Here is a 24,768-nt window from a genome sequence, read left to right on the forward strand (position 1 = left end):
AAGCGATATGGAAACCGTTTTCAATAATTTCAAAAAGAAATTCATCACCTAATTTCTGCTTAAAAAGATTATGTGCTCTTAGTAAACAGTTCTGTGGCCATAACCTTTCCTTAGCATCCCGTGCAAAAAAGCTACCGTTTAATCTAGGAAAATTTCCGAATCCATAACAGTATCTTCATATTTGTCCTCTAGTATATGAATATCATTTAAGAGGAAATGGAGTTTGATAATTATGATTTACGCACAAATATTAGCCGGAGGTAAAGGCACCCGCATGGGAAATACGCCTATGCTAAAACAGTTCCTACCTCTTGGAAAAGAACCAATTTTAATTCAAACAATTGAAAAATTTGTTTTAGAAGAACGCTTTAAAGCCATTATTGTGGTGTGCCCAGCTGATTGGGTAACACATACAGAAGATTTAATTCACAAATACGTCACAGATTCTCGAGTGGTTGTTATCACAGGTGGTGCCGAACGAAATGACACCCTAATGAACGGCATCGCTTATATTGAAAAAACTTTTGGGTTAAATGATGACGATGCGGTCGTCACCCATGATGCAGTCCGTCCTTTTATTACCAAACGGATTATTGACGATAACATCAATGCAGTCATGCATCACGCGGCTGTTGATACGGTTGTACCAGCAATTGATACCATCGTTCGTGGGGAGAAGGACCAAGCTTCAGAAATTCCCATTCGTGAATATATGTATCAAGGCCAGATACCACAAAGTTTTAATATTAAATGCTTAAAAAAAGCATTTAATCAGTTAACAAATGCTCAAAAGGCAGTTTTATCTGATTCATGCAAAATTTGTCTTCTAGCTGGAGAAGAAGTTCACATGGTTCGTGGCGAGGTATCCAACATCAAAATCACCACGCCATATGATTTAAAAATAGCTCAAGCAATTGTAGAAAAGCGGGTGATTATTTAATGCTAAATCAAGTTTATAGATTAGTGAGTGCACGTCAATTTGAAGCACAAACCATTGATGAAAACTTATCTTCAGATGAAATTATTGTTCGGCCAACCCATTTATCAATCTGTCAGGCTGATCAACGTTATTTTACCGGTAGCCGTTCCCAAGCGGTCCTTAATAAAAAATTACCAATGGCTCTAATTCACGAGGCGATTGGTCAGGTTGTTTATGATCCTCAAAATAAGTTTTCTGTTGGCGAAACGGTGGCTATGATTCCTAATACCCCTTCGCAAAAAAGTACTGTTATTAAAGAAAACTATCTTTCCAATAATCATTTTCGTTCTAGTGGCTATGATGGTTTTATGCAGGAATATGTATTTTTGCGTCGAGATCGGGCCGTTAAGATTCCAAAAAGTTTTGAACCCAATATGGCTGCCTTTACCGAAATGATTTCTGTCGGCGTTCAGGCCCTCACAAATTTAAAAGAGACCATAGATGCAGATGAAGGGATTATTGGTGTTTGGGGAGATGGTAACTTAGGTTATATCGTCGCCTCACTAGTAAAATCATTTTTCCCACAAAGCAAACTGGTTATTTTTGGTCGTCATCAATACAAATTAGATTATTTCTCTTTTGCCGATAATACTTATTTAGTAGGTGACGTCCCTCCAGAATTAAAAGTGAGCCACGCCTTAGAATGCACTGGTGGTTCAGGTAGTCAGATTGCCATTGATCAAATCATCAATCACATTCATCCAATGGGAACCATTATGTTACTGGGCGTTTCTGAAAATCCAATTGAAATCAATACCCGTATGGTCCTGGAACGAGGGTTAACTTTACGAGGATCAAGCCGTAGTAGTCGTACTGATTTTCAGTCTGCAATTGATATTTTATCAAACGACAATCAGACTCGTGATCGTTTGTGCAACTTAATTGGTGTCACTCAAAAGGTAAGTTCAATTAAAGAAACCATCAATTTTTTTGAAAAAGAAAGTGCTAGTTCCTGGGGAAAGGCTGTGATGCGATGGGAAGTTTAAAGCGAATAAAACTGACGTTATTAAAATTCTTGTACAACACTAACTATCAATTTTGTTATTATATTTTTCATCCTCGTCCCAAACGAGTGACCTTTGCGACCATGCGAAATACCCAGTTAGTCGACAACCTTAAACAACTATATGAAACTTTCGAAAAAAATGGTGAGTACGAACTAAAAATATTTTGTTTTCATTATGATCGCTCCAGTAAAAGTCGGCTCCAATTTTTCTGGGTCTCATTAACCGCCGTCTATTACATTGCAACTTCCCATTTATTCATAATTGACGATTACTTTTTCCCACTTTACTCTCTCAATAAACATAAACAAAATGTGGTCATTCAGCTATGGCATGCAATTGGGACTTTAAAGAAGATTGGCCTGAGTCTCCCCAACGCCAGTGATAGTGTCATCAAGCCCCACACAAATTACGATTGGGTCGTTGTGAATACACAAGAGGATCGCCAAGCATATGTGGATGCTTTTGACATTAAAAAGAGCCAAGCTTTACCCCTTGGGTCTCCCATGCTAGATACACTCGCTAAAACGACAACTAGCTTAGCGCCAAACCACAAAAAACGCTTATTATATTCACCCACCTATCGGACAGATGATGCTAACCAGGTACGAACTGCTGTAGATGCCTTGATTAGTGCCGCGCCCACATTAAATGATAACTGGGAAATTTACATTTCAATTCATCCCTATGTTAATATGAAGAAAAACATTCAAGATTTACCCAAAAATATTCATCTATTCCAAGATCCGGCATTAGTAAAAAGGCTGATGCAAACGGTGGATGCTTTTATCACCGACTACTCGTCCCTCTTGCTTAACTTTAGTTACTTTGAGCGTCCCATCTTATTATTTACTCCCGACTATCAAGACTATGCGAAACAACAGGGATTTTATGTTGGTTATCTTCAATATTTGAATGCGCCCAATTTTCAAACAGCCCCAGCTATGATCGACTTTATTAATAATAAGCTTCCAAAAATTAATCTCAATTACGTTCGCCAATTAAAACAAAAAAATTTTCCAAAACAAGATGGTCGCAACAGTGACCGCGTCTATCAATTCTTAACCTCAATAAATAGGTACGGTGAGCAGAAATTATGAGACAACTACTAAGAAGAATTAAAAATAAATTACGCCGAATATTTCGACCAACCCAAACAAACGCAATTCTACAAGAAGAGGTGAAACCAAATTATGATGCGCCCCACTTGGTTGAAGGTGTCAATTCGCTGATTAAGCGCCGCGTGAACACCATTGATTTTAATGGTGCTTATTTTACAATTTCCGGAACGGCGTTTTTCGAAAAGTTTCCAGAAAAAGATGAAGAAAAAATCATCAAAAGTCTGGTTCTTTCTAAAGACGGGGTTGATGATATCGAAATTCCCCTCGTAAATCAATCCAGTGACGACGCGCGCTTTCCAGTAGCGGGATACTCAGGAGTGGCTAACTTCGCTGTGATTAATAAGGGAAAGCCGCTCGAACCTGGTCAATATAAGATTCAAATTCAATTAAAACAATATCTTTCCGATGGCTGGTTAATTCAACGAACATCCGTGGGTAAGATTTTGGATTGCGATCATGATTTAAGCTACATCACCAACATGACAAGTTATTCTGCAAAGAAGAATTCTCAATACCGGTTAATCTTTAAGTATAATTTTGCGGCTAACTCATTGGAAGTTAGTTCCAATATTCTCAGTGAAATCAACCCACTTGAAAACGAATTGAATACTGATTTTGTTTTAGAACGGCCCTTGATGCGCGGGCTAAAGCGTCGTGTGTTGAAAATTGCCTATCGTTGGTATCATATCCTGCCCGTAAATCAGCACAAAATCTCATTTGTATCTGACAGTCGTACGAGCATTTCTGGAAACTTCGAGTTTATTTATCAAGAGCTCCTAAAACGAGACACTAAATTCAAGATTTCATTTTATTTAAAACCCAGTATCAAGGCCAAAAAATCTTGGCGGGAAGTTTTCACACTCGCAAAAGCGTTTGCGACCAGCCGCTATATCCTACTAGATGACTTTTACCCCACGATTTACCCGCTTACCATTCGCCATAACGCTGATCTAATTCAGGTTTGGCATGCTGTAGGCGCGTTTAAGACCTTTGGCTACAGTCGGGTTGGCATGCCCGGCGGGCCTAAATTAGACTCTTTAAACCATCGCAACTACACCAAAGCACTCGTTTCTTCAAAGCACGTAGCCGACAAATATGCAGAAGGCTTTGGAATTCCAGAAAAAAACATTGTTACCACCGGAATTCCAAGAACAGACGTCTTTTTTGACCAAGAGTATCAGACTAAAATCCGCCAAAAATTACAAGAAGAATTACCTTATATTAAGGGCAAAAAAGTTATTTTGTTTGCCCCCACTTTTCGAGGTAATGGCCAACAATCAGCCTATTATCCGTTTGAAGATATTAACTTTAATAAACTCTACAAAACGCTCCATAAAGACTACGTTTTTTTGTTAAAGATTCATCCCTTTGTTCAAAATCAACCAAATATTCCATACAAATACGCTGATTTTTTCCACGATGTTTCCGACTTTCGTGAAATAAATGATTTACTGATGGTTGCTGACGAACTAATTACCGATTATTCCTCCGTTTGTTTTGAATATGCGCTGTTAAAACGTCCGATGATTTTCTTCGCACCAGACTTAACAGACTACATGCAAAAACGCAGCTTTTACTTTGATTACTTGGACTTCATTCCAGGTTCATTAGCTGAAACTACCGACGAGTTAATTGCACAAATTCAACACGAATCTATTGATAAACAGAAGTTAGACTCATTTGTTGATTACTTCTTTGATCAACCTGATGGACATGCCAGCAAACGTTTTGTTGATAATCTCATTAATGGTTTCAAAGATCCAGATGATCAAAACAATCAGCAAACCCCTGACGATGTTACACCAGACGGAAAGACAATTCCTCAATGGGGTAAATTGAAATAACTGCTTTAAATAGCTAAAAAGAACGACGAGATACCTGCTAGGAAATTATCTAGTAAGTTGTCTCGTCACTTTTTTTGTTATCTAAAAACGACGCTCCATGATGACTGGAGTTGTCATCATGAAGCGTCGTTTATATCCTATGGTTATTCATTTGATCCATAACTATGTTTAGTCGGGAACAACGAGAACCGCTCTGCTCGATAAACATAGCCACCACTGCCAAGGTTCGTTAATTTGACATTAAAGATCTGTTTATTCGTCTTACTGTCGTACTCAATGACATTGGCCGCATCGCCGTTATCCAACCACCCAAAATCGATTAAACGATTCGTCGCATTTAAGTAGCGATTAGATCCGATGATATTGGCAAAATTCTTGCTGCCAAGTGATTTCCCGAAACTATCAACTTGCTTGATGGTCATCGTCTTTTCATTAATCTTGTACTCAACCCCTTCAGAGTACTTTCCAGATGAACTCTTAAGTGATTTTTTTGTATCACCTACAGCCACATTATTATTAAATATCAAGACATTCAGAGAATTTTTATTTCCAAGTGTACTTGGATTTACAATCGCCGCATGTTGTCCACCGGGCCAAGAAATCTTACCAGAAGCTTTCAACAAGTACTTACGATAACTCTTCGGCCAGGCTGAACGTTTCTTCCCAGAGAGAATCCATTTAATTTTCTGGGTCTTGTAATCAATTTTCATGACCAGATTTTGATTTCGACTAGAAATTATCAGACTGTCATCCGTTTTATCGTAATACACCGAGTTTTCGTGGAACCAATCGCGTTTACCCATATACTTATTCGATTTTGTTGCGGTATATTTCTGATAAAATTTACTTGGCAAAATATTCTTCATATTGATAACTTTCGTAATTTTACCTGTCTTATGCGAAATCACGATCATGGTATCTTCCACGTAAGTCCGCCCACCATCAGAAACGGTTGCAATCAAATCTTGATTAGGCAACTCTGTGACATCATGGTGAATCTGGTTATTATTTTGCTTTTTAGAGCCTTTAGCTTTGCCTAACGCTTTATGATTAAGACGGTAGGTTCGCGTAATTTTTCCTTCATAATTCATCTCAACCAACTCATTGAAATAGGAATTTGAAGCTTTTGATTTGGTCCAAATCAACAAATTGCCGTTACTAAGTTGTTTGAAAATATGTGACGTTGGCCGGGTGGTATACCAACGAATCGCGCCATCGGCATCAATTCCAAAGGAGAAGTTTTTTGCTTCCTTACTACCTGAAATCGTTGTCCGGACCATGAAGGTCAATTTAGCATTTCCCTTACCGGTTTCCATTTTCTTCTTATTCGCTTTGGTTACCTTAATCTTAATTGAAGATAAGGAGCTTGGAACTTTTGCCGTTTTTATATGAATTGTCTTTGTAACCGACTGGCCATTTTTATAAGTAACTTTGATTTTCACGGTATTATTGTAATCGGCATATAACCCTAGTATTTGTAGCGAGTGTGACTTACTATATTTTGAAACTGAGTTGGTGATCGACGTTTTGGCTGTCTTCCCCACCACTGTATAACTAACCTTGGCCGCTTTATCTGTTTTAAAAATGGCCATTGCAGTTAACGGTGAAACTCCGTAAGGATTCAGTTTAGTGTAGATATTGTTAATTGTGTATTTACCACTGCTAGCCTTGTTTTTCAGACTCTTCGTCGTACTTTTTTGAGCGTTAATTTCGCCATATACTAAACGAGAATTGATATCTTTTTTTACAGCACTAGCTGAACGAACCTTACTGGTAGTGACTTTACTAGTAGAACTCGTTTTCGAAGTTTCATAAAAATAAGCTGATCCGGCTACCAAAGCAACCACAATAATTGCGATGAGCCTTTTTATTTTTTTGTGCATTTTTTATCATTCCTCCACTACAATTTGATAAGTAAAAATTCCGAACAAATCTCCTTAAAAATGTTCGGAAACTCCACTACTTATTAAGTTCACTAATTGGTTTACCAACAAGGGTTTGATACGTTGCTTGAATCAACGCTTCGATTTCTTCTAAGCTATCAACGTATGTGCCACTCGCCAATGGATGGCCACCACCGTTAAACTGACGGGCAATGCCATCAATCGGAATTTTTTTAGATCGAATGTGAACCCGATAATTACCCTCCGGACTTTCGATAAACATCAACCACATTTCAACCTCTTCAAGCTTGCCCGGTAAAGAAACAACTGCATCCTCTTCACCCCAGGCTATCGCATAACTTTTCAAAACCCCTTGGGGAATGATTATACATGCCAGTCCATTTTGATCTACTTCAAGATTGTTCAGCACAAACCCAAACAAGCGGCTCGTCCGCAAATTAATAGCCGTCACTTGATGACTAATAGTAGCTACATCTACGCCCAACCGCCGTAAAGCAGCCGCCGTCGTGAATGTTTCACTCGTTGTGTCAGCCGTAGAAAAATCTACTGTATCACCAACAATTCCTGCATATAAATCATTAGCGACTTGTAAATCAAAAACAAGTTCGGAGCTATCCGTTTGATATAACTTATAAATCAGTTCCGCACAACTAGAAACATCGTCTTCGACCCAGTTAACTTCTTTGCCATAAGGATCCAGGTTCGGGTGATGATCAATCTTAATAGTTGGTGCAACTGGCAATGGCCCATTAATCCGCGCCTGATTCGCACAATCCACCACGATTACTAAATCGTTCACCGTAGGCAAGTTGGTTACGCTCATTTCTTCGCTTATCCATGCCAGAGATGAACTGGGCGAACCAACCGAAAAAATTTGCTTTTCTGGAAACGAAAGCCGCAACATTCTCACCAATCCAGCTTGCGTTCCAATCGCATCGGGATCTGGATTGACATGACGATATATATAAATTCGCTGATGCGCCTTAATTAATGCCATAATTTTCGAAAGCATTTGCCTAATTCATCTCCTTAATTTTTAACCAGCAGTGCAGATGTAGCCATGACTGGTTAGATAATCAATAATTTGTTGAACAGAAGCCTCCAGTGACTGTGTGGAGGTATCAATAGTTATTTCAGGGTTGTTTGGCGTCTCATAGGGAGCGTCAATTCCCGTAAAGCCCTTAATTTCGCCACGACGCGCCTTTTCATAAAGATGTTTCACATCACGATCCTCACAAACCTCAATGGGTGTATCAACAAAAACTTCAATAAACTCCTCATCCCCTAAAATCTCTCGAACATGATCACGGTCTGCCCGATACGGAGAAATAAATGCCGTCAATGTAATTGTGCCTGCGTCAACAAAGAGTTTGGAAACCTCACCGATTCGCCGAATATTTTCAGTGCGATCTTCGGCAGAAAAGCCGAGATTACGATTAAGCCCAAAACGAACGTTATCACCATCTAAAACATAGCTATTAATATTGCGTTCGAAAAGCTGTTTTTCAAGTTCAACTGCAATGGTTGATTTTCCAGAACCAGACAAGCCTGTAAACCAAAGCACAGCACTTTTATGTCCAAACCGCGTTTGTCGTTGTTGCTTATCAACTTTTGTTGCTTGCCAAGTAATATTTTCTGATTTTTCCATCCAGACCCCCTACTTTCTCATACCTTCAATCAAGACTCGCGCCACTTCCGGACGAGAAACTTCCTTTGGCGGAACAATGCCATCCCTTAACATGCCACGGACTTTCGTTCCACTTAAAGAAATATGATCCTCTTCACCATGAGGACAAGTTTTGGCCGTGGCCATTGACCCACATTTTTTACAATAGAAAGAATTTTCAAACTTGAAGAACTGCATGCCCATTTCACTTTCAACTGAAGAAATTAATTCTTGTGCTTCATAGGTGCCATAGTAATCACCAACACCGGCATGGTCACGACCCACAATGAAATGAGTACAGCCATAATTTTTACGGACAATGGCATGTAAGATTGCCTCACGTGGTCCGGCATAGCGCATTGCAGCTGGATAAATTACTAACCGAACCCGATCCTTTGGATAATAGTAACGCAGAATTTCTTGATAACTCTTCATTCGCACATCCGCAGGAATATCATCTGCTTTGGTTTCACCAACCAGTGGATTTAATAATAAACCATCGACACTTTCAAGCGCCGTTTTTTGAATATATTCATGCGCCCGATGAATGGGATTTCGGGTTTGAAAACCAACAATTGTTTTCCAACCCAAATCATGAAACATTTTACGAGTATCGATTGGTTCCATATAGAAATCATTGAACTCACCATGATCTGGCATTTTCAATAATTTAACAGGTCCGCCTAGGTACACAGCCCCCGTGTCATACATTTTTTTGACCCCCGGATGAGCTGCTTCAGTAGTCCCATAAACTTTGGCCGCTTCTAATAATTTATCTGGTTTGAATTTATCAGTCACGGTCATCGTGCCATAGACAGTCCCGTCAGCATCAACCAAAGCAATTTTTTCGCCAACATCGATCAGCAAAGCTCTTTCTTCAGAAACTGGCAACGTAATCGGAATGCTCCAGACCACACCACTAGGCAAATGCATCGTTTTAACAACTGATTTATATTCAGCCTCGGACATAAAGCCAGTTAAGGGACTAAACCCGCCAATTGCCAGCAATTCTAAATCAGAAATGTTCCAATTGTTGATTGTTAGTTTAGGAAGCTTTTCTGCTGTAACAGCAGTTTTTTCTGACAAATCCTTCAAGTTAACTAGTTTCCCACCATGTGGGGTGATTCCATATATTTTATCCATATTATTCTCCATTTCTCTTTTTACTAAACTGATCGTTTATACTGTGCCAATTTTGCGCAATTCAGTCACTTCTTCAGTAGTTTCATGCTGATAACCAGCAAGTTGTTCAGATTCATTATCAGCATCAACAAAATCAATAATCTGCTGGGCTATTTCTGGTTTAGTTAAAGATGATGCTAAAACTACTAAATGGGGATGGTCACTGATTCGATTTAAAACACGGTTATATCTTTTCAGCAGATCTGCTTTGTTTGTACTATCTTTGACCATCGCTTGATCGTCAACTATCAAAATGTTGCGCGTGTCCAACGCCATTTCTTCATTAATGGTCATCAACATTTCAACGATTTCACTGGTTAACGCATCCCCAATTCCCCAAACAGGCTTATATTTGGCAGATTTACGAATATAATTATTTAAGTCTTCTTTAGCCTCAAGATACGCCATACTTTTGTCATAAGTCGCAATAGCTTCCGGTTGCGCAGCTACTCGATCACTAACCGCTTTTTGTAATTTATGAATGCGTCCCGAATTCTTATCATCCATCTGAACGCCATGCTTACTCAACAGCGTATTCACTTGTTTAATTTGATCGGCATTAGATCCATAAACATACGTTGTTTTGCTGTCAATTTTTACATTAAAATCACGATATAAAGACCCATACTTTTCGACGTAACGATCTATTAACTCATTAATCTGCTTATCAAATTTATCCGATGCTAGAAACTCATCATCATTGGCCGCCTGAACGCCTAATAAATACAGTTCTTTTACATCATCTTCCAAATTTTTTTCAGCTTTAAAATCTTCCATACTTTCGCCACTGTCACTTTTTTGCAGATTGGGATCAATAAATCCATCAATTTTATCTTGTAAAACCTGTTCATCTTTTGGCCACGGCAATGTCAGCTGATCTGCAAGGCGATGTAAAGTGGGTAACGTCTTGTGAAAGAGATCTTCGTAACTAACTACAATCCGGGGATATCCTTTTGTATCGCGCAATGAAAGTAAAGTTCGAACTTGCCACTGACGTAAGGCTAAAATCTTATCTCGGTGCCAAGCCCTTGAATTGGAAGCTACCACATCAAGCGGATTACGAATCAAAATAATCTCGGCCGACTCAACAGAAATATCATCTAAAACATGTTGCCACAACTCGATATAATCGTTCATCCGAGGGTCTTTAATGACCAAATATTCTTCTTTTTGAAACTTATCGGAAAGGTACTTAGTCAGATCGGTGCGATCCTTTTTTATTTTGGAACTGTCATAGTACCCTTTAAAGGCTGGACGGTAGCGAATCTTGCTGCCCAACAATTTATGAATTTTAATAACATCTTTATTTTCAAAATAACCTTTGGGATTAATTCGTTTGCTTGGTGCCAACAGATTATCAGTTCCAAGCGAGATACCCATGAAATTAATGCATTTTGTCAAAACTGACGTTCCTGAGCGCCCACTTCCTAAAACTAAAACAGCGCGTTTGGTTCGTAATCCCGGGAATAATTTCTGTAAAATTCGAATAGCCATTTGCATCTTCCTATCTATTTTTATTTTTTTAGGTCATCAATTCTCTAAAAAATAACGTACACATAATATGTGACAAAAACACAAATCACCATACAAATCAGATTTAGTGGCACCCCTACTTTAAAGTAATCCGTAAACTTGTAATGCCCCGGTCCGTATACAATTAGGTTTGTCTGATACCCAATTGGCGTGGAAAAATCCGCCGTTGCAGCAATGGTAATTAACATAGCTAACATCATCACCGGTAGATTCATGTACTTAGCTGCTGAAACAATAATCGGAAACATGATTGATAAGGATGCCGCGTTGGATAAAATGGCTGTTAAAAAATTAGTTATAAAATATAATAAAAACATATAAATAATTGGATTAGCCGAGCCAGTAATATTTGTGAGAGATTTAGCAATAAACTTATCGGCTCCCACATTCGACATTGCCAGTCCCAATCCATAACTGCTGGCCACCAACAACAGCACATTCATATCAACTGCCCGGGTAACATCCTTAATATTGATACATTTTGTAAAAAATAAGATCACACAGACAACCGATAAGGCAACGAAGAGGTCTACAATGCCCATTGTTGACACTGCAATGGCAGCAACAAGCAGCAATACGGGCAAGAAATCTTTATAGCCCTTCTTGTTAACTTTTGTTAATTGCTCATTAAAAACGTGTAAATCTTTCATCGTGTCCAATTGTTCCGGTTCGTTGGTCGTAATTGCGACTAAGTCATCACCAGCTTTTAAATTAATTTTGCCAATTTGGCCGCTTAATTTTGCAGAATCTCGATGGATCGCCATAATGACGCCACCATAAACATCACGAAAATTAGCTGATTTAACCGTTTGATTAATCAAGGCCGAGCTATCTGGAATGGACAGCTCCACAATGTGGGCATGTTCATTTGTGACGTCTTCCATATCGATATGTCCGGTACTTGGAAGCAATCCCGGAATCTGTAGTAAGTCGTTCACCTCGTTCACTGACCCAGTAAAATAAAGTTTGTCAGCCCGTTTAAGCGTCATATCCTCATTAACTGGCACAAGGGGCTGCCCTTCACGATTAATTGCGGCTAGAAAGACGTGGTCCAAGTTACGAAGCCCGGCAGCGCTAATTGTTTGGTTTATATAAGGAAAGTCATCACTAACCGACATTTCAATTAAGTACTCATTTGGTGATTCTATGACACTGTCCACATTGTTATTTTTGTAATTTGGTAACATACGATAACCAAAAGTTACTAAATATAAAATACCAACGATGGTAATCGGAATCCCAATCACCGCAAAGTCAAAAAATCCAAATTGTTGTAAATGATATTTTGAAAGGAGCCCTTGAGCAACCAGGTTAGTGGATGTTCCGATCACTGTGATAAGACCGCTGAGAATCGTCACATAAGACAAAGGAATTAAAAATTTGGAGATCGATAAGTTCTTTTTTTTACACCATTTTTGAACCATGGGCGTTAAAGTCGATACAATTGGCGTATTATTCATAAAGGGTGAAAATAGACTCACCGTAGTCAGTAACCGTAATAAGGAACGTTTTTCAGATTTGCCATTTCCCAACACCCGATCAAAAAATCTTGTAATTACGTTACTTTTCGCAATTGAGTAGGCGATAATATACATTAAGGCAATTGTGGCCAGTCCATCATTAGCAAAACCTTCTAAAGCGTCCGCCGGAGACAAAATACCAATCAACATGAGAAAAGCAAGTGCACACAAGATGACGGCATTCGGAGTGGTCACTTCCATGGCCATTAGCACAAAAGTAACGACTAGCGTTACCAGAACAATCGCAATTTGCAAAGTCGTTTTAAATCACTCCAATTTCAGGATTTCGTAATGGTAAGTAAAATAAGAACTAGTCAAGTCATGCTTTTAAGTGGTTCTTAGGATGCTAACAGTTAAATGCTCAGTCTTGCTAACTGAAAATTGTTATATTGATACGCATCACTTACTAATAACGTTGTAAAGAATTGTAATCCACGCATATGAACTAACGGGGTAGAATAATTGAGGATTGCTTGAGGATTTAGCGTATTTTTGAATCAAATTCGAATACTTTGCGAACCTCTAATCTTATTCATTAGTTCAATTCTATTAAAAAAGCCCGCCAATCCACTGCTTCCAGCTTGAATTCAAAAAAACATCATATGTTAATTTTCTCTAAACTAAAAAAGCAGTAGTTAGTTTAACCGCAATCTCGCGATCAAACTAACTACTGCTTATTATTTTTTATTAACTATTATTAATCCGTTTTAACTTTACCAAAACCATAATAAGACAACGCGCCAAACGGTGGTAATACAAATACCAACGCACTCCAGATCAATTTATTTCCTCGTTTGAATTCATGGCTTTTTAGAATATCTATGAATGCAAATAATTGAATAAATCCTCCTAATACAACAATTGGCCAGTACTCTTTTTTAAATTCATGCTTCTTTCCCATTACGACCACACTCCTTTTATAATAAATACTAGTAACTTAACGCTAGTATGAACTAATAGGGAACCGTTTGCAATCCTGATACTCTAGTCTAAATACTTTTGTTGAAACGCTGCAATCTTAGCGTATTCTGGTTCAACCAAGCGACTCGTTTCCGACCAAATTTTCATAAATTCTTGATACCGTTTGGCGCGCGTTTGATCTGGGAGCCATTGTTTCGCACTTGATAATAACTGATGCACTTCCGTCAAATCAGATACTAATCCCAGACTATGCATCCCCATTACGGCGGCACCCAGGGCTGAGCCTTCATGATTATCTAAAACCGTTACCGGCTGGTCAAAACAGTCCGTTAAGATTTGAAGCCACAGATCGGCTTGCGAAAAGCCACCGGTTGCTTGAATACTCGTAATCGGCCCGGCAACTTGCTTGATTCTTTGAGCCACTTCATACAAATTCAAGACGATCCCTTCGAGGACGGCCCGAATCATATCTGCTTGCGTGTGCTGACGCGTCAATCCAAAAAACGTCCCACGAGCATTCGCGTCCCAAATTGGGGCCCGTTCACCGCCCAAGTATGGCAAGAAAATCAGCCCATGTGCCGCTGGGACTGATTGAGCTGCCAACTGCATTAACTCTGGATAGGTAGGTTTCTCAGCTTTAGAAAACCATTGGTCTCGAACCCAACGTAAAATAATGCCACCATTGTTTACCGGTCCGCCAACTAACCAACGCCCTTTTCCTAACACATAACAAAATAATTTTCCTTGTGGATCAAACACTGGATGATCAACTACCATCCGGACCGCACCGCTGGTTCCAATACTTACGGCTAATTTACCCGAAGAAATCGCATCAACCCCTAAATTAGCTAAAGCCCCATCACTGCTCCCGATGATGAATGGTACATCTGCTTTTAGCCCCATCCGTTGGGCGTTCAATTCGCTTAAACCTGTGAGCTGTGTTTCAGTATCCACCAGCCTAGGCAATTGTTCTTTAGAAATTCCGGCAGTTTCTAACGCCTGTGGATCCCAATCTAGCGTATGTAAATTAAGTAATCCCGTCGCCGAAGCCAGTCCATAGTCCATCACGTAACGACCAAATAACTTGAACAACACGTAATCTTTAATACCAATAAACTTTGCTGCTTTCGCAAATAAATTTGGTTGTTCCTGACGAAACCACATAATTTTAGTTAAGGGGGTCATCGGATGATTTGGCGTTCCTGTTTTCATATACAATGATTGCGCCACACCATTCTCTTGCAATGCCGCACTGGCTTTTTCTGACCGATTATCTGCCCAGGTCATCACCCGCGTTAAAGGCCGGTTGTTCTGATCCATTAAAATCAGACTGTGCATAGCAGCCGATAAGGAAACACCAACTAGCACAAATTTTTCTGTTTTGGTTGATTTCAAGACATCGTGAATTCCTTGAATAACAGCCGAAAAAATCTGTTCAGGGTCTTCTTCTGCCATTCCTGGTTGATCCTGATGTAACGGATAACCAATATTTTGACTAGCCAAGACATTGCCCTGCAGATCAAATAAAATTGTTTTTGTGCTTGTTGTCCCAATATCAACGCCAATGATTGCTTTCATTAACTTTCTCCTATGTATTTCAATCTAAATCCGATCAAATTTTTATAAACTATTTACTAACATTCGGTTATGATTTGCTTTATAATTTTAATTATAGATGTTCAACAAAATTTTACCAACTATTGAAGGGACGTTTTTAATATGAAAATTGGAATTATTGGTGCCACAGGAAAAGCCGGGTCAAAGATTACACAGGAAGCCTTAAATCGAGGCCATCAAGTTACTGTGCTTGTACGAAATGCTGACAAAGCTAAAAAAATGTTTGCCGATACCGTCACAGTTATTGAAAAAAACGCCTTCGATCTTACCAAACAAGATTTCGCCGGACTAGATGTGATCGTTAACGCTTTTAGTGTGCCAGTAGGAAAGCACCTTGCTTATCGGCATATTGATTTGGCCGCCCAGCTCATTCAACTCTTTCGCGAAACTGATTCCCCACGCTTAGTCTTTATTCTTGGTGGTGGCAGTCTCCAAACAAAGGACGGTTTATTGGTCGATCAATTACAAAAGATGCCTAACTCTGAAGGCTGGATTGATACTCCCCAATCTCAATTACATGAGCTCAACTTTTTACGCACCGTTACCAATGTCAACTGGGTAGGTGTTTCCCCTTCTGCAAATTTTGTAGATGGACCCAAGACTGCTTATGTACGCGGATCTGATGAACTATTGTTTGATGAAAATAATAAATCAGAAGTTTCCTCTGGCACAATGGCAGCCGCAATTTTAGATGAGCTCGAAAAACCAAGTATCCACCAAGCACGTTTCACTGTTCGCAATAAATAAACAAACTAAAGGAGAACTTCAATGCAACCCAAATCCGTATACCTAGCTGGACCATTTTTTAGTGAAGGCCAAAATTACCGTGTAAATACAGTTAAAAGCCTGCTTGAAAACAATCAAACAATCAACTCAGAAGCAATATTTCTTCCTGGTAAGGATGAATATACTGCCGCAGAGGTAGGTTCCTTTGAATGGCAAATTGCCACTTTCAACGCCGATATTCGCCAAATTGATCAAGCTGATCTCGTGGTCGCTATTTTAGATTATGAATTAGAGGAAGATAAACATGTTCCCGATTCTGGCACCATTTGGGAATGTGGCTATGCTCATGGGCAACACAAACCGGTCATCTTGGTTCGTTTCGATAAAAATGAGAAACAAGCCATCAATTTAATGCTTGCCGGCAGTTATACGGCGATGTTTAATGGTGAAACGGATATTGCTAATTTAGCAACCTACGATTTTTACAATCTCCAGAATAAATATGTGCCTTTAGATGTAGTTTAAATATAAGTTTTTAACAAAAAAAGGAATTCCAAGTTGGAATTCCTTTTTTCTAATTAGAATTTTTAAAGAAATCAGTCACTGCCTGTAAGGCTTGCTTACGAGCTTTATACTCAAATCGATGTGAGCCACCTTCAACAATATGCAGTTCACTATTTTGATAAACCTGGTGATACCGCTCCGAAGCTTTTTTATTCACCACAGTATCTGCGTCCCCATGAATTAAACAAACCGGTCCAGTATACTGCTTTGCAACTTCATAAATTGGTAACGTTTGGGCCGTTCTCAGATAACATCCGCCCACCATTAAGCCCTTTTTAATTGGTAATGTATCTGGAATTTGGTTTGGATTATACGCTGTTCCTTGTAAATCACCTTTTTGAGCATCTTCTTTTAGAGTCGCTGCAGGTGCCAGTAGCGCAAGTTTAGAAATATATTCCGGATAATAACCTGCCAGCATGCTGGCAACCACGCCACCCTGTGAATGACCAATTAAATAGATCTTTCGAACGTGCGGTAAATTCCTGGTAAAAGTTAAAATGGCACTTCCATCAGCAATTTCATTTAAAACTGTCATATCTTGAAATTGACCATCGCTCTTGCCGTGCCCATTAAAATCAAAACGAATGGTGGTAATTCCTTGCTCATGCAATTTTTTTGCGACTTGTTCCAACAAATCGGTCTTTTGATAACCTAAGTTACCAGTAAAACCATGCATCAGAATTGCGATATCGTATTCATCAGTATCTGGTGTTTCTAATAACCCCCGTAAGATTAACCCATCTCGTTTAACTTCAACGTTCATTCTAAAGACTTCCCTTTCTAATGACATCAAATATTCATACAAGCACATCTTAGCAGGATTTTCATTCTTTTTCAGTTTCTAGCTCTTAGAAAACTATTAAATTAGTCAGCGTATAATGCTTCGACCTGTTTTTGAATATCCTTATGGTCCATAAATTCTTCATAACTTGTCTCAGAACGATCGACAGCCCCTTTATCGGAAATTTCGATAATGTGGTCAGCAATTGTTTGAATAACCTGACGATCATGAGAAGTTAAAATGATGGAACCTGTAAAATTAATCAACCCGTCATTTAACGAGGTAATTGATTCCAAATCTAGATGATTAGTTGGATCATCCATTAAGAGAACGTTAGATTTACTTAACATCATCTTGGACAACATACAACGAACTTTTTCACCACCAGAGAGCTTTGTAATCGATTTGTTGACATCTTCACCGGAGAACAACATCTTGCCTAAGAAGCCACGTAAGAATGTGTTATCACTCTCTTCTTTAGAGGCAAACTGACGTAACCACTCGATGATATCTAAACTTTCGTCTTCAAAATAGGCATTAATGTCTCGGGGTAAATAACTTCTAGAAGCTGTCTGTCCCCAAGTTACCGTTCCAGTATCTGGTTCCATTTCACCTGCAATAATTTGTAGCAAAGTGGTTGTCGCAACATCATTACGACTTAACAAAGCAGCTTTTTCGCCAGGTTTTACAGTGAAAGTAATATTATCTAAAATCTTCACACCATCAATTGACTTTGAAAGCTTGTCCACACGAAGCAAGTCATTTCCCAATTCACGTTCTGGCGTGAAACTGATAAATGGATATTTACGCGTAGATGGCTGGATGTCGTCCAACGTGATTTTCTCCAATTGCTTCTTTCGTGAAGTAGCTTGTTTTGATTTCGAGGCATTGGCACTGAAACGCGCCACGAATTCTTGTAACTCCTTCATTTTTTCTTCTTTTTTGGCATTTGCATTTTCTGTTAACTTAGCTGCCAATTGGCTGGATTCCATCCAAAAGTCATAATTTCCTACATATAATTTGATCTTACCGAAATCCACATCACACATCATGGTACAAACTTCATTTAAGAAATGACGGTCATGAGACACGACAATAACAGTATTTTGGAAATCACCCAAGAAGTTTTCCAACCAAGTAATCGATTGGGCGTCCAAACCATTGGTAGGTTCATCCAAAACCAAAATATCAGGTTCACCGAATAATGCCTGGCCCAAAAGGACTTTCACTTTTTCACTTTCGGTTAACTCGCTCATTTTCTGGTTCTGCATGGTTTCGTCAATGCCGAGTTGTTGCAGTAATTGAGCTGCATCAGATTCGGCATTCCAGCCATCCATTTCAGCAAATTCACCTTCAAGTTCACCGGCCCGGATTCCGTCCGCATCAGTGAAATCAGCTTTTGCGTACAAAGCATCTTTTTCCTGCATAATTTTGTAGAGCTTTTTATGGCCCATAATGACAGTATCCAGCACTTTTTCTGTCTCGAATGCATAATGATCCTGTTCCAAACTGGACATCCGTTCGTTGTCAGAAATAGAAATATGACCTGACGTTGGCTGTAATTTACCTTCTAATATTTTTAAGAAGGTTGATTTTCCGGCCCCGTTAGCACCAATAATGCCGTAGCAATTTCCAGGTGTAAACTTCAAATTAACATTTTCATAGAGCTTGCGATCTGAAAATTGCATACTCATATCGGTAACTGTTATCATTTATTTTCCTCACTTTATTTCTTTTTCAAGTTAATTCACAATTCCTAAAATGTATCACAAAACAGCCTATGAAAGCAAGCCATTCGGGCTATTCGGGCAATTTTAACTCAAGTAAACGTTTCATTTCACTAGTCTGCACTTTCATGCTATTCTTTAGGTACTTAAATCTATGAACGAGGTCACATCATGCAAAAATCTGAACACGATTGTATCAAATTAGTTCCCCTCTTTGATCACTTACCAGATGAAGATGTCGCAAAAATCGAAGCAATCATCAATCATAAACATTACGCAGCCGGCGAATCCCTCTTTCTTGACGGCGATGATTTAGATACCTTAATGATCGTCGCGAACGGTCAAGTTAAGGTTTCTAAAGTTGCTGCCAACGGACGTGAACAACTTCTCTACCTATTACAAACTGGTGATTTTGATGGTGAAGGAGCCCTTTTCCAAGACAAAACCCGCACTTCATCTGCAGTTGCTTTAATTCCAACCGCAGTTTGCCAAATCAGTCGGAAAAACTTTCAAAAATTACTATCCCAATCACCAAGCATCAGTATGAATTTGATTAACGAATTCGGCCAGCGCATCTCATCGCTCGAAAAAAGGACTACCGAGGCCACAACAGAAAGTGTTGAAGCGCGCATTGGCAGTTACCTAGTTGAAACAGGAGCTAGCTTAGAACAAGATACGTTTAAATTACCTATCAAAAAAAAGGACCTTGCCATTTATCTCGGCACTACTCCCGAAACAGTTAGTCGAAAACTAACCGATTTCGAGAATAGAGGCTGGATTGCACAAGGTCCTCAAAAACAAATTAAATTGTTGGATAAGGATTCACTAGTTTTGTTAGACTAATTAACCTTTTCTAATCTTCGTCGTCATCATCGTCTTCTTCTAGTCCATCGCCAGCAGCATTGCCGACCATGGCTTGAAGCAACCGAATTGACCGATTATCGTCCCCACGTAATTGTTCCATATAATTACGTAATGCGGGACGATTTTCATTTTCTGCTAGTTTAATAGCGCGATCAACAAACAAATTTTGCGTGACAAAGTCTTGAACGTTTTCGCTTACCATTTCTTCAGCAGAAAAATATTTATTTTTGCCATTTTCACCAATCATAGAATATTCACTATATTCTGCGGTTGTTGAAGATGGTTTTTCATTTTCATCTAGTAATAGTTCACCAACCTCATCATAATGACGTCGGTTTTCTGCAATCAATGTTTGATAGGCTTGTCGAATGGCTGGGGTGCTTAAGCCCTTCACATACCATGCTGTTTGATGTAGCTTAGCGTCTAGTACCGTAAAGTTTGAAACAATATGATTCACCATGGCACCTGCGGTTGGGACGTGATGATCAATATCTGACTGTTTTTGTTCTGCTGCAAATAATTCTTCTGGGGTTTCTGACATTTTTTGTTCCTCCTAATTTCTTAATATGTTTATATTGTATCGACCTACTCACCTAATTAAATTGACTGAGATCAAGTTTTTAAAATAAACGTCTCCCGGATGCTCGGTTTTTTGTTACGCGCTTATGCTATAATCATCTTGTTAGCGATTACAAAAAACAAATAATAATGATTTACATAGGAGGAGAATTTTTATGAAATTAGGTGCAATTGAAGCTGGTGGAACTAAGTTTGTATGTGCAGTAAGTGATGGTGATTTTAATGTAGAGGATCGGACCCAATTTCCGACCACAACTCCAGATGAAACTATGGCGCAGGTCTTCGCTTATTTTGACCAACATCCAGTTGATGCGATTGGTATTGGCTCATTTGGCCCCGTTTCTTTAAATGAAGATGCTGCCGATTTTGGTTTTATCACCAACACCCCAAAGCTGGCTTGGAAAAATTATGATTTTCTTGGTGCAATGAAGACGCATTTTGATATTCCATTTTACTTTACAACTGATGTCAATGTCGCAGCCTATGGTGAATACCAAGCTGGCGCAGGTCGCGGGAAACAAAATATTTTATATTGGACAGTTGGAACTGGCGTTGGTGCGAGCTACATTCAAGACGGCAAATTTCTTCAAGGATTTAGCCATCCAGAAATGGGTCATATTTTGTTAAGACACGATCCTCGTGATCACGATTTTGAAGGTGTCTGCCCATATCACGGTGACTGTTTTGAAGGCTTGGCCGCGGGACCCGCAATCGAAAAACGTTTTGGTAAAAAGGGCTTTGAACTAGATCCTAGTGATGAGTTCTGGGAAATCGAAGCTAATTACATTGCGCAAGCTTGTGTCAACGCCACTTTGATTTTACGTCCAGACGTGATTATCTTTGGCGGTGGCGTGATGAAACAAGAACAATTATTCCCCCAGATTCAAGCATCGTTTGTGAAACAATTAGCAGATTATGTTGACACTCCAGAAATTTCTAATTACATTGTCCACGTTGAACTTGGTGACGATGCCGGAATTACTGGCGCGCTAATGTTAGCAAAAAAAGCTCTTAAATAGGTTCACATAAAAAGTTCTGACTGGTTCAGAACTTTTTAATTTGAGGTTCAACTGCTTCCTCTTCTTTCTTAAGTAAGCTAAAATACAATTAACGACAAAATATGAGGAGTGATTCATTTGGCAAAATATGAAACTTTGTTACCTAGATTTTTAAAATATGTAAAAACTAACACGCGCTCCAACCCAGAATCCGAAACAATTCCGACCGATCCTAAAGAGGTAGCCTTTTTAAAGACTTTGGCACAAGAATTAACCGATCTTGGTTTAAAAGATGTGCACACCCAGCCTCAAAGTGGTTACGTCGTGGCAACATTACCACCTAACGATGCCGGTCAAACGCCAATCTTAGGCTACATTGCCCACATTGATACAGCCGACTTCAATGCCGAAAATATTGATCCTCAGATCCATGAGAACTATGATGGAGAATCGGATATTCCTTTAAGCAAAGACGGCAAATGGGTTTTAAAGACTTCGGCCTTCCCTGCCTTACACGACTATAAAGGCCAAACTCTAATTACCACCGATGGTACAACCTTATTGGGTGCTGATGATAAATCCGGTGCCGCTGAAATCATGACGGCTATGGAATACTACATGGCTCATCCTGAAGTTAAGCATGGTGAAATCCGGGTTGGCTTTGCTCCCGATGAAGAGACCGGAACCGGTGCCGATCACTTTGACGCCAAAGATTTCAACACGAAGTATGCCTATACTGTTGATGGCGGTCCACTTGGTGAATTGGAATACGAAACTTTTAATGCGGCCCAAACAACCGTTGAAATTCAAGGAAACGAAGTACACACAGCGACAGCTAAAGGCGTGATGGTCAATGCACTTCAAGTAGGAATTGACTACCATAATCTCATCCCAGCTGGTGACCGTCCTGAATTAACTGATGGTCGCCAAGGCTTCTTCCATCTCTTCAAGATGAGTGGCACGCCAGATCACGCCAAACTCGTTTACATCATTCGTGATCATGACAAAAAAGTGTTTGAACAGCGTAAACAAGATCTTCAAAATATTGCTGATAAACTCAACGCTGATTTTGGTGAAGAACGGATTAAAATTGAAACGCATGATCAATATTACAATATGCGTGAAATTCTTGAAAAAGATATGACACCTGTAGAGCTCGCGCAGGAAGCCATGGAAAACTTAGATATCAAGCCTAATATTTATCCAGTTCGTGGTGGCACTGACGGTTCAAAGATTTCCTTTATGGGCATTCCAACCCCTAACCTCTTTGCCGGTGGCGAAAATATGCATAGTCGTTACGAATTTGTTTCCGCTCAAACGATGGAAAAAGCAGTTGATTTAATTCTTGAAATAAACAAATTGAATAGTGAACAAAGTTAATACCTTTCTATACTAAAAGCGTTAGTACTGAATCTGTTTGGTTACAGATTCAGAAACTAACGCCTTTTTTGGTTAGATAATTTATTTTTTATGACCAGTCTGATTCACTCACCGCTGACTCATCGTTGGCACGCACACGTTTGACCGTATAAATAGCAATTCCAATGATAAAACCGATAATTGCTGGCGTGATCCAGGCAAAACCTTGAGCAAAGAATGGCATATATTTGCTTTCAAATCCGGTTAAGCTTTGGACAAAGGCTGATTTAGCAATCACTACAGGTGCAGCATTCAGACCATCAACCACAGCAGGGACGAAAGTGAAGACCGTTGTCCAAATGTAGACAATCCGTGCGCGATGGAACAATGGAGACGCAAGAGACAGGAGAATCAATGTAATGCAAAGTGGATAAATAAACATTAGGAATGGCACAGCCGCATTGATAATCGTTTCAAAACCAAAGTTAGACACCCCAAATGAAAGAACTGCAACGACTACCACATATGTTCTATAACTGAAACGAGGAAACATGGTGCTAAAGGCTGTGGCAAATGAGGTTGTTACCCCAACCGCCGTTGTCATACAAGTGATTGTTGCCATGATTGCCAGAATATAAACACCAGCGTTACCAAAGAAATACTGGGTAATTTGGCCTAATGCAATGCCACCATCACCAGCGATTTTAAAATGCCCTAAACTAGTTGCACCCACATAGGCTAATCCGGCATAAATAATGGCCATTGCACTAGCGGCAATAATTCCAGCCTTCACAGTTAATTTGGCAACTGTCCCTTCTTTTTTAACCCCAAACGCTTTTATGGCAGTAATAACCACAATTCCAAATTCAACGGAAGCTAAAGCGTCCATTGTTTGATAACCTTGAATAATTCCATTGCCAACAGAACCATTGCGCCAAACGCCTGTCACTGCGCGCCCAGCTGTGGTTCCCATGGGCCTAAAAACAGCAATTACAATCAAAATGACAACCATGGTGATAAAAGCTGGGTTCAAATAACGACCGACATAATCAACGACCTTGTTACGGTTGAGCGAAAGAAGAATAACGGCAGCAAAGAAACAAGCCGAATAAATGAATAACCACATTGGCGCACTCGCTGCACTGACGTGAGTGGCAATTCCAAATTCAAAAGGAACCGTGGCAGTCCGTGGTGTTGCAAATGCTGGACCGATGAAAATATACAACATGACAGTAAAGATCATTGCATAGGTTTTGCCAATCGGCTGTGCTAATTCATAAACACCATGAGTCCGTGTTACCGCAATTGCCGCGACTCCTAACAAGGGCAAAATGGTTCCAGTAATAATGAATCCAATAATAGAACTAAAAAAGGCTGATCCTGACTGTTGCCCAATTTGGACAGGAAATGTTAAGTTGCTGGCACCAAAGTACATCCCAAACAACATTGAAGCTACAACGATTAATTCTTTCCAGGTAAATTTATGTGTTTCTTCCATTTATAGAACTTCCTCTCTTTTTTGCATCCCAAAGCTAAATATACAAAAAAACGCCCTTCGGATATAGATATATCCAAAGGACGTTTTCACGTGTTACCACCTCAATTTACGAGTCTTTCACAAAACTCGCCTCACCATGTACGCCCTATTGTCGACAAAATAGTTAATACACTGGCACGATATTGGGTGCACCCATAATCATCTGAACAATGATTCCGCTCATCACCGTCTTTTTAAACTAGGAACTGTGTTTTTTCAGCCCCAAACACTTTCTAGAAATTCGCTAGTTTATCTTCCACGGAAATATCAACACGTGTTTCTCATTCGTATTTAATGTTTTTCATTATAGAACCGCAAAAAATAGATGTCAACCTTTAATTT

21 protein-coding genes are annotated in these 24,768 nt (G+C 39.4%); 9 read left to right on the plus strand and 12 right to left on the minus strand.

Annotated features, from left to right (window positions below; all coding sequences use genetic code 11):
* The first annotated feature begins 232 nt into the window (after positions 1-232).
* Genes PI20285_RS08420 through PI20285_RS08435 form a run of 4 tightly spaced genes read left to right on the plus strand, consistent with a single transcriptional unit; the run spans position 233 to position 4,948 of the window.
* Positions 233-940, plus strand: a complete 708-nt coding sequence (locus PI20285_RS08420; protein ID WP_057772696.1) for an IspD/TarI family cytidylyltransferase — start codon at positions 233-235, stop codon at positions 938-940.
* Positions 940-1,965, plus strand: a complete 1,026-nt coding sequence (locus PI20285_RS08425) for a ribitol-5-phosphate dehydrogenase (RefSeq protein ID WP_057772694.1) — start codon at positions 940-942, stop codon at positions 1,963-1,965. Before PI20285_RS08420 ends, PI20285_RS08425 begins: the two co-directional genes overlap by 1 nt.
* Positions 1,953-3,083, plus strand: coding sequence for a CDP-glycerol glycerophosphotransferase family protein (locus tag PI20285_RS08430; protein ID WP_057772692.1), 1,131 nt, complete (start codon positions 1,953-1,955; stop codon positions 3,081-3,083). Before PI20285_RS08425 ends, PI20285_RS08430 begins: the two co-directional genes overlap by 13 nt.
* The gene (locus tag PI20285_RS08435) at positions 3,080-4,948 is read left to right on the plus strand and encodes a CDP-glycerol glycerophosphotransferase family protein (RefSeq protein WP_082623239.1); all 1,869 of its coding nucleotides are present in this window, start codon (positions 3,080-3,082) and stop codon (positions 4,946-4,948) included. The genes PI20285_RS08430 and PI20285_RS08435 overlap by 4 nt, the downstream gene beginning before the upstream one ends.
* Positions 4,949-5,091: 143 nt before the next feature.
* Here PI20285_RS08435 and PI20285_RS08440 read toward each other — a convergent pair whose 3' ends face one another.
* The 8 genes from PI20285_RS08440 to PI20285_RS08475 form a co-directional block, all read right to left on the minus strand.
* On the minus strand, positions 5,092-6,831 hold the full coding sequence (locus tag PI20285_RS08440; RefSeq protein ID WP_057772690.1) for an aryl-sulfate sulfotransferase: 1,740 nt from the start codon (positions 6,829-6,831) through the stop codon (positions 5,092-5,094).
* Between the two features lie 76 nt (positions 6,832-6,907).
* On the minus strand, positions 6,908-7,849 hold the full coding sequence (locus PI20285_RS08445) for a DHH family phosphoesterase (protein WP_158694990.1): 942 nt from the start codon (positions 7,847-7,849) through the stop codon (positions 6,908-6,910).
* A 39-nt stretch (positions 7,850-7,888) separates the two neighbouring features.
* Positions 7,889-8,500, minus strand: coding sequence for an adenylyl-sulfate kinase (cysC, locus tag PI20285_RS08450; protein ID WP_057772687.1), 612 nt, complete (start codon positions 8,498-8,500; stop codon positions 7,889-7,891).
* 9 nt (positions 8,501-8,509) lie between these two features.
* A complete protein-coding gene (sat, locus tag PI20285_RS08455; protein ID WP_057772747.1) occupies positions 8,510-9,661 on the minus strand; it encodes a sulfate adenylyltransferase in 1,152 nt (383 codons plus the stop codon).
* A gap of 36 nt (positions 9,662-9,697) precedes the next feature.
* On the minus strand, positions 9,698-11,194 hold the full coding sequence (locus PI20285_RS08460) for a sulfotransferase family protein (protein ID WP_063698497.1): 1,497 nt from the start codon (positions 11,192-11,194) through the stop codon (positions 9,698-9,700).
* 44 nt (positions 11,195-11,238) lie between these two features.
* A complete protein-coding gene (locus PI20285_RS08465; protein ID WP_236698820.1) occupies positions 11,239-13,008 on the minus strand; it encodes an SLC13 family permease in 1,770 nt (589 codons plus the stop codon).
* A gap of 442 nt (positions 13,009-13,450) precedes the next feature.
* The gene (locus PI20285_RS08470) at positions 13,451-13,654 is read right to left on the minus strand and encodes a PLD nuclease N-terminal domain-containing protein (RefSeq protein WP_057772685.1); all 204 of its coding nucleotides are present in this window, start codon (positions 13,652-13,654) and stop codon (positions 13,451-13,453) included.
* A gap of 83 nt (positions 13,655-13,737) precedes the next feature.
* The gene (locus PI20285_RS08475; protein ID WP_057772684.1) at positions 13,738-15,252 is read right to left on the minus strand and encodes a gluconokinase; all 1,515 of its coding nucleotides are present in this window, start codon (positions 15,250-15,252) and stop codon (positions 13,738-13,740) included.
* Between the two features lie 141 nt (positions 15,253-15,393).
* On the opposite strand from PI20285_RS08475, the gene PI20285_RS08480 reads away from it, so the two are divergent.
* Together PI20285_RS08480 and PI20285_RS08485 are read left to right on the plus strand one after the other, a co-directional pair.
* Entirely contained in the window at positions 15,394-16,038 is a 645-nt protein-coding gene (locus PI20285_RS08480) for an NAD(P)-dependent oxidoreductase (RefSeq protein ID WP_057772682.1), read from the plus strand.
* A gap of 21 nt (positions 16,039-16,059) precedes the next feature.
* Positions 16,060-16,542, plus strand: a complete 483-nt coding sequence (locus PI20285_RS08485; protein WP_057772680.1) for a nucleoside 2-deoxyribosyltransferase — start codon at positions 16,060-16,062, stop codon at positions 16,540-16,542.
* 49 nt (positions 16,543-16,591) lie between these two features.
* Here PI20285_RS08485 and PI20285_RS08490 read toward each other — a convergent pair whose 3' ends face one another.
* Both PI20285_RS08490 and PI20285_RS08495 read right to left on the minus strand, forming a co-directional pair.
* Positions 16,592-17,344 (minus strand): alpha/beta hydrolase, encoded by a 753-nt coding sequence (locus PI20285_RS08490; protein ID WP_057772678.1) that lies wholly within the window; start codon positions 17,342-17,344, stop codon positions 16,592-16,594.
* A 101-nt stretch (positions 17,345-17,445) separates the two neighbouring features.
* Positions 17,446-19,074, minus strand: coding sequence for an ABC-F family ATP-binding cassette domain-containing protein (locus PI20285_RS08495; RefSeq protein ID WP_057772677.1), 1,629 nt, complete (start codon positions 19,072-19,074; stop codon positions 17,446-17,448).
* A 186-nt stretch (positions 19,075-19,260) separates the two neighbouring features.
* On the opposite strand from PI20285_RS08495, the gene PI20285_RS08500 reads away from it, so the two are divergent.
* A complete protein-coding gene (locus PI20285_RS08500) occupies positions 19,261-19,932 on the plus strand; it encodes a Crp/Fnr family transcriptional regulator (RefSeq protein ID WP_057772675.1) in 672 nt (223 codons plus the stop codon).
* Positions 19,933-19,942: 10 nt separating this feature from the next.
* Here the strand turns inward: PI20285_RS08500 and PI20285_RS08505 are convergent, their stop codons facing one another.
* Positions 19,943-20,494: a ferritin-like domain-containing protein gene (locus tag PI20285_RS08505; protein WP_057772673.1), complete on the minus strand. Its 552-nt coding sequence runs from the start codon at positions 20,492-20,494 to the stop codon at positions 19,943-19,945.
* 193 nt (positions 20,495-20,687) lie between these two features.
* Between PI20285_RS08505 and PI20285_RS08510 the strand changes: the two genes are divergently transcribed.
* Positions 20,688-21,551, plus strand: a complete 864-nt coding sequence (locus PI20285_RS08510) for an ROK family protein (protein WP_057772671.1) — start codon at positions 20,688-20,690, stop codon at positions 21,549-21,551.
* Positions 21,552-21,668: 117 nt separating this feature from the next.
* Entirely contained in the window at positions 21,669-22,910 is a 1,242-nt protein-coding gene (pepT, locus tag PI20285_RS08515) for a peptidase T (RefSeq protein WP_057772669.1), read from the plus strand.
* An 88-nt stretch (positions 22,911-22,998) separates the two neighbouring features.
* Here pepT and brnQ read toward each other — a convergent pair whose 3' ends face one another.
* Positions 22,999-24,387, minus strand: coding sequence for a branched-chain amino acid transport system II carrier protein (brnQ, locus tag PI20285_RS08520; RefSeq protein WP_057772667.1), 1,389 nt, complete (start codon positions 24,385-24,387; stop codon positions 22,999-23,001).
* Positions 24,388-24,768: the final 381 nt, after the last annotated feature.

It is taken from the genome of Pediococcus inopinatus (assembly GCF_002982135.1).
Taxonomy (GTDB): Bacteria; Bacillota; Bacilli; order Lactobacillales; family Lactobacillaceae; genus Pediococcus; species Pediococcus inopinatus.

Coding starts and splice junctions, on each gene's coding strand:
- PI20285_RS08485 (WP_057772680.1), top strand. CDS start 16,060: ATGCAACCCAAATCCGTATACCTAGCTGGACCATTTTTTAGTGAAGGC.
- PI20285_RS08470 (WP_057772685.1), bottom strand. CDS start 13,654: ATGGGAAAGAAGCATGAATTTAAAAAAGAGTACTGGCCAATTGTTGTA.
- cysC (WP_057772687.1), bottom strand. CDS start 8,500: ATGGAAAAATCAGAAAATATTACTTGGCAAGCAACAAAAGTTGATAAG.
- PI20285_RS08430 (WP_057772692.1), top strand. CDS start 1,953: ATGGGAAGTTTAAAGCGAATAAAACTGACGTTATTAAAATTCTTGTAC.
- PI20285_RS08460 (WP_063698497.1), bottom strand. CDS start 11,194: ATGGCTATTCGAATTTTACAGAAATTATTCCCGGGATTACGAACCAAA.
- PI20285_RS08490 (WP_057772678.1), bottom strand. CDS start 17,344: ATGAACGTTGAAGTTAAACGAGATGGGTTAATCTTACGGGGGTTATTA.
- PI20285_RS08435 (WP_082623239.1), top strand. CDS start 3,080: ATGAGACAACTACTAAGAAGAATTAAAAATAAATTACGCCGAATATTT.
- PI20285_RS08420 (WP_057772696.1), top strand. CDS start 233: ATGATTTACGCACAAATATTAGCCGGAGGTAAAGGCACCCGCATGGGA.
- PI20285_RS08500 (WP_057772675.1), top strand. CDS start 19,261: ATGCAAAAATCTGAACACGATTGTATCAAATTAGTTCCCCTCTTTGAT.
- PI20285_RS08440 (WP_057772690.1), bottom strand. CDS start 6,831: ATGCACAAAAAAATAAAAAGGCTCATCGCAATTATTGTGGTTGCTTTG.
- PI20285_RS08445 (WP_158694990.1), bottom strand. CDS start 7,849: ATGGCATTAATTAAGGCGCATCAGCGAATTTATATATATCGTCATGTC.
- PI20285_RS08480 (WP_057772682.1), top strand. CDS start 15,394: ATGAAAATTGGAATTATTGGTGCCACAGGAAAAGCCGGGTCAAAGATT.
- brnQ (WP_057772667.1), bottom strand. CDS start 24,387: ATGGAAGAAACACATAAATTTACCTGGAAAGAATTAATCGTTGTAGCT.
- PI20285_RS08505 (WP_057772673.1), bottom strand. CDS start 20,494: ATGTCAGAAACCCCAGAAGAATTATTTGCAGCAGAACAAAAACAGTCA.
- PI20285_RS08475 (WP_057772684.1), bottom strand. CDS start 15,252: ATGAAAGCAATCATTGGCGTTGATATTGGGACAACAAGCACAAAAACA.
- PI20285_RS08510 (WP_057772671.1), top strand. CDS start 20,688: ATGAAATTAGGTGCAATTGAAGCTGGTGGAACTAAGTTTGTATGTGCA.
- sat (WP_057772747.1), bottom strand. CDS start 9,661: ATGGATAAAATATATGGAATCACCCCACATGGTGGGAAACTAGTTAAC.
- PI20285_RS08425 (WP_057772694.1), top strand. CDS start 940: ATGCTAAATCAAGTTTATAGATTAGTGAGTGCACGTCAATTTGAAGCA.
- PI20285_RS08495 (WP_057772677.1), bottom strand. CDS start 19,074: ATGATAACAGTTACCGATATGAGTATGCAATTTTCAGATCGCAAGCTC.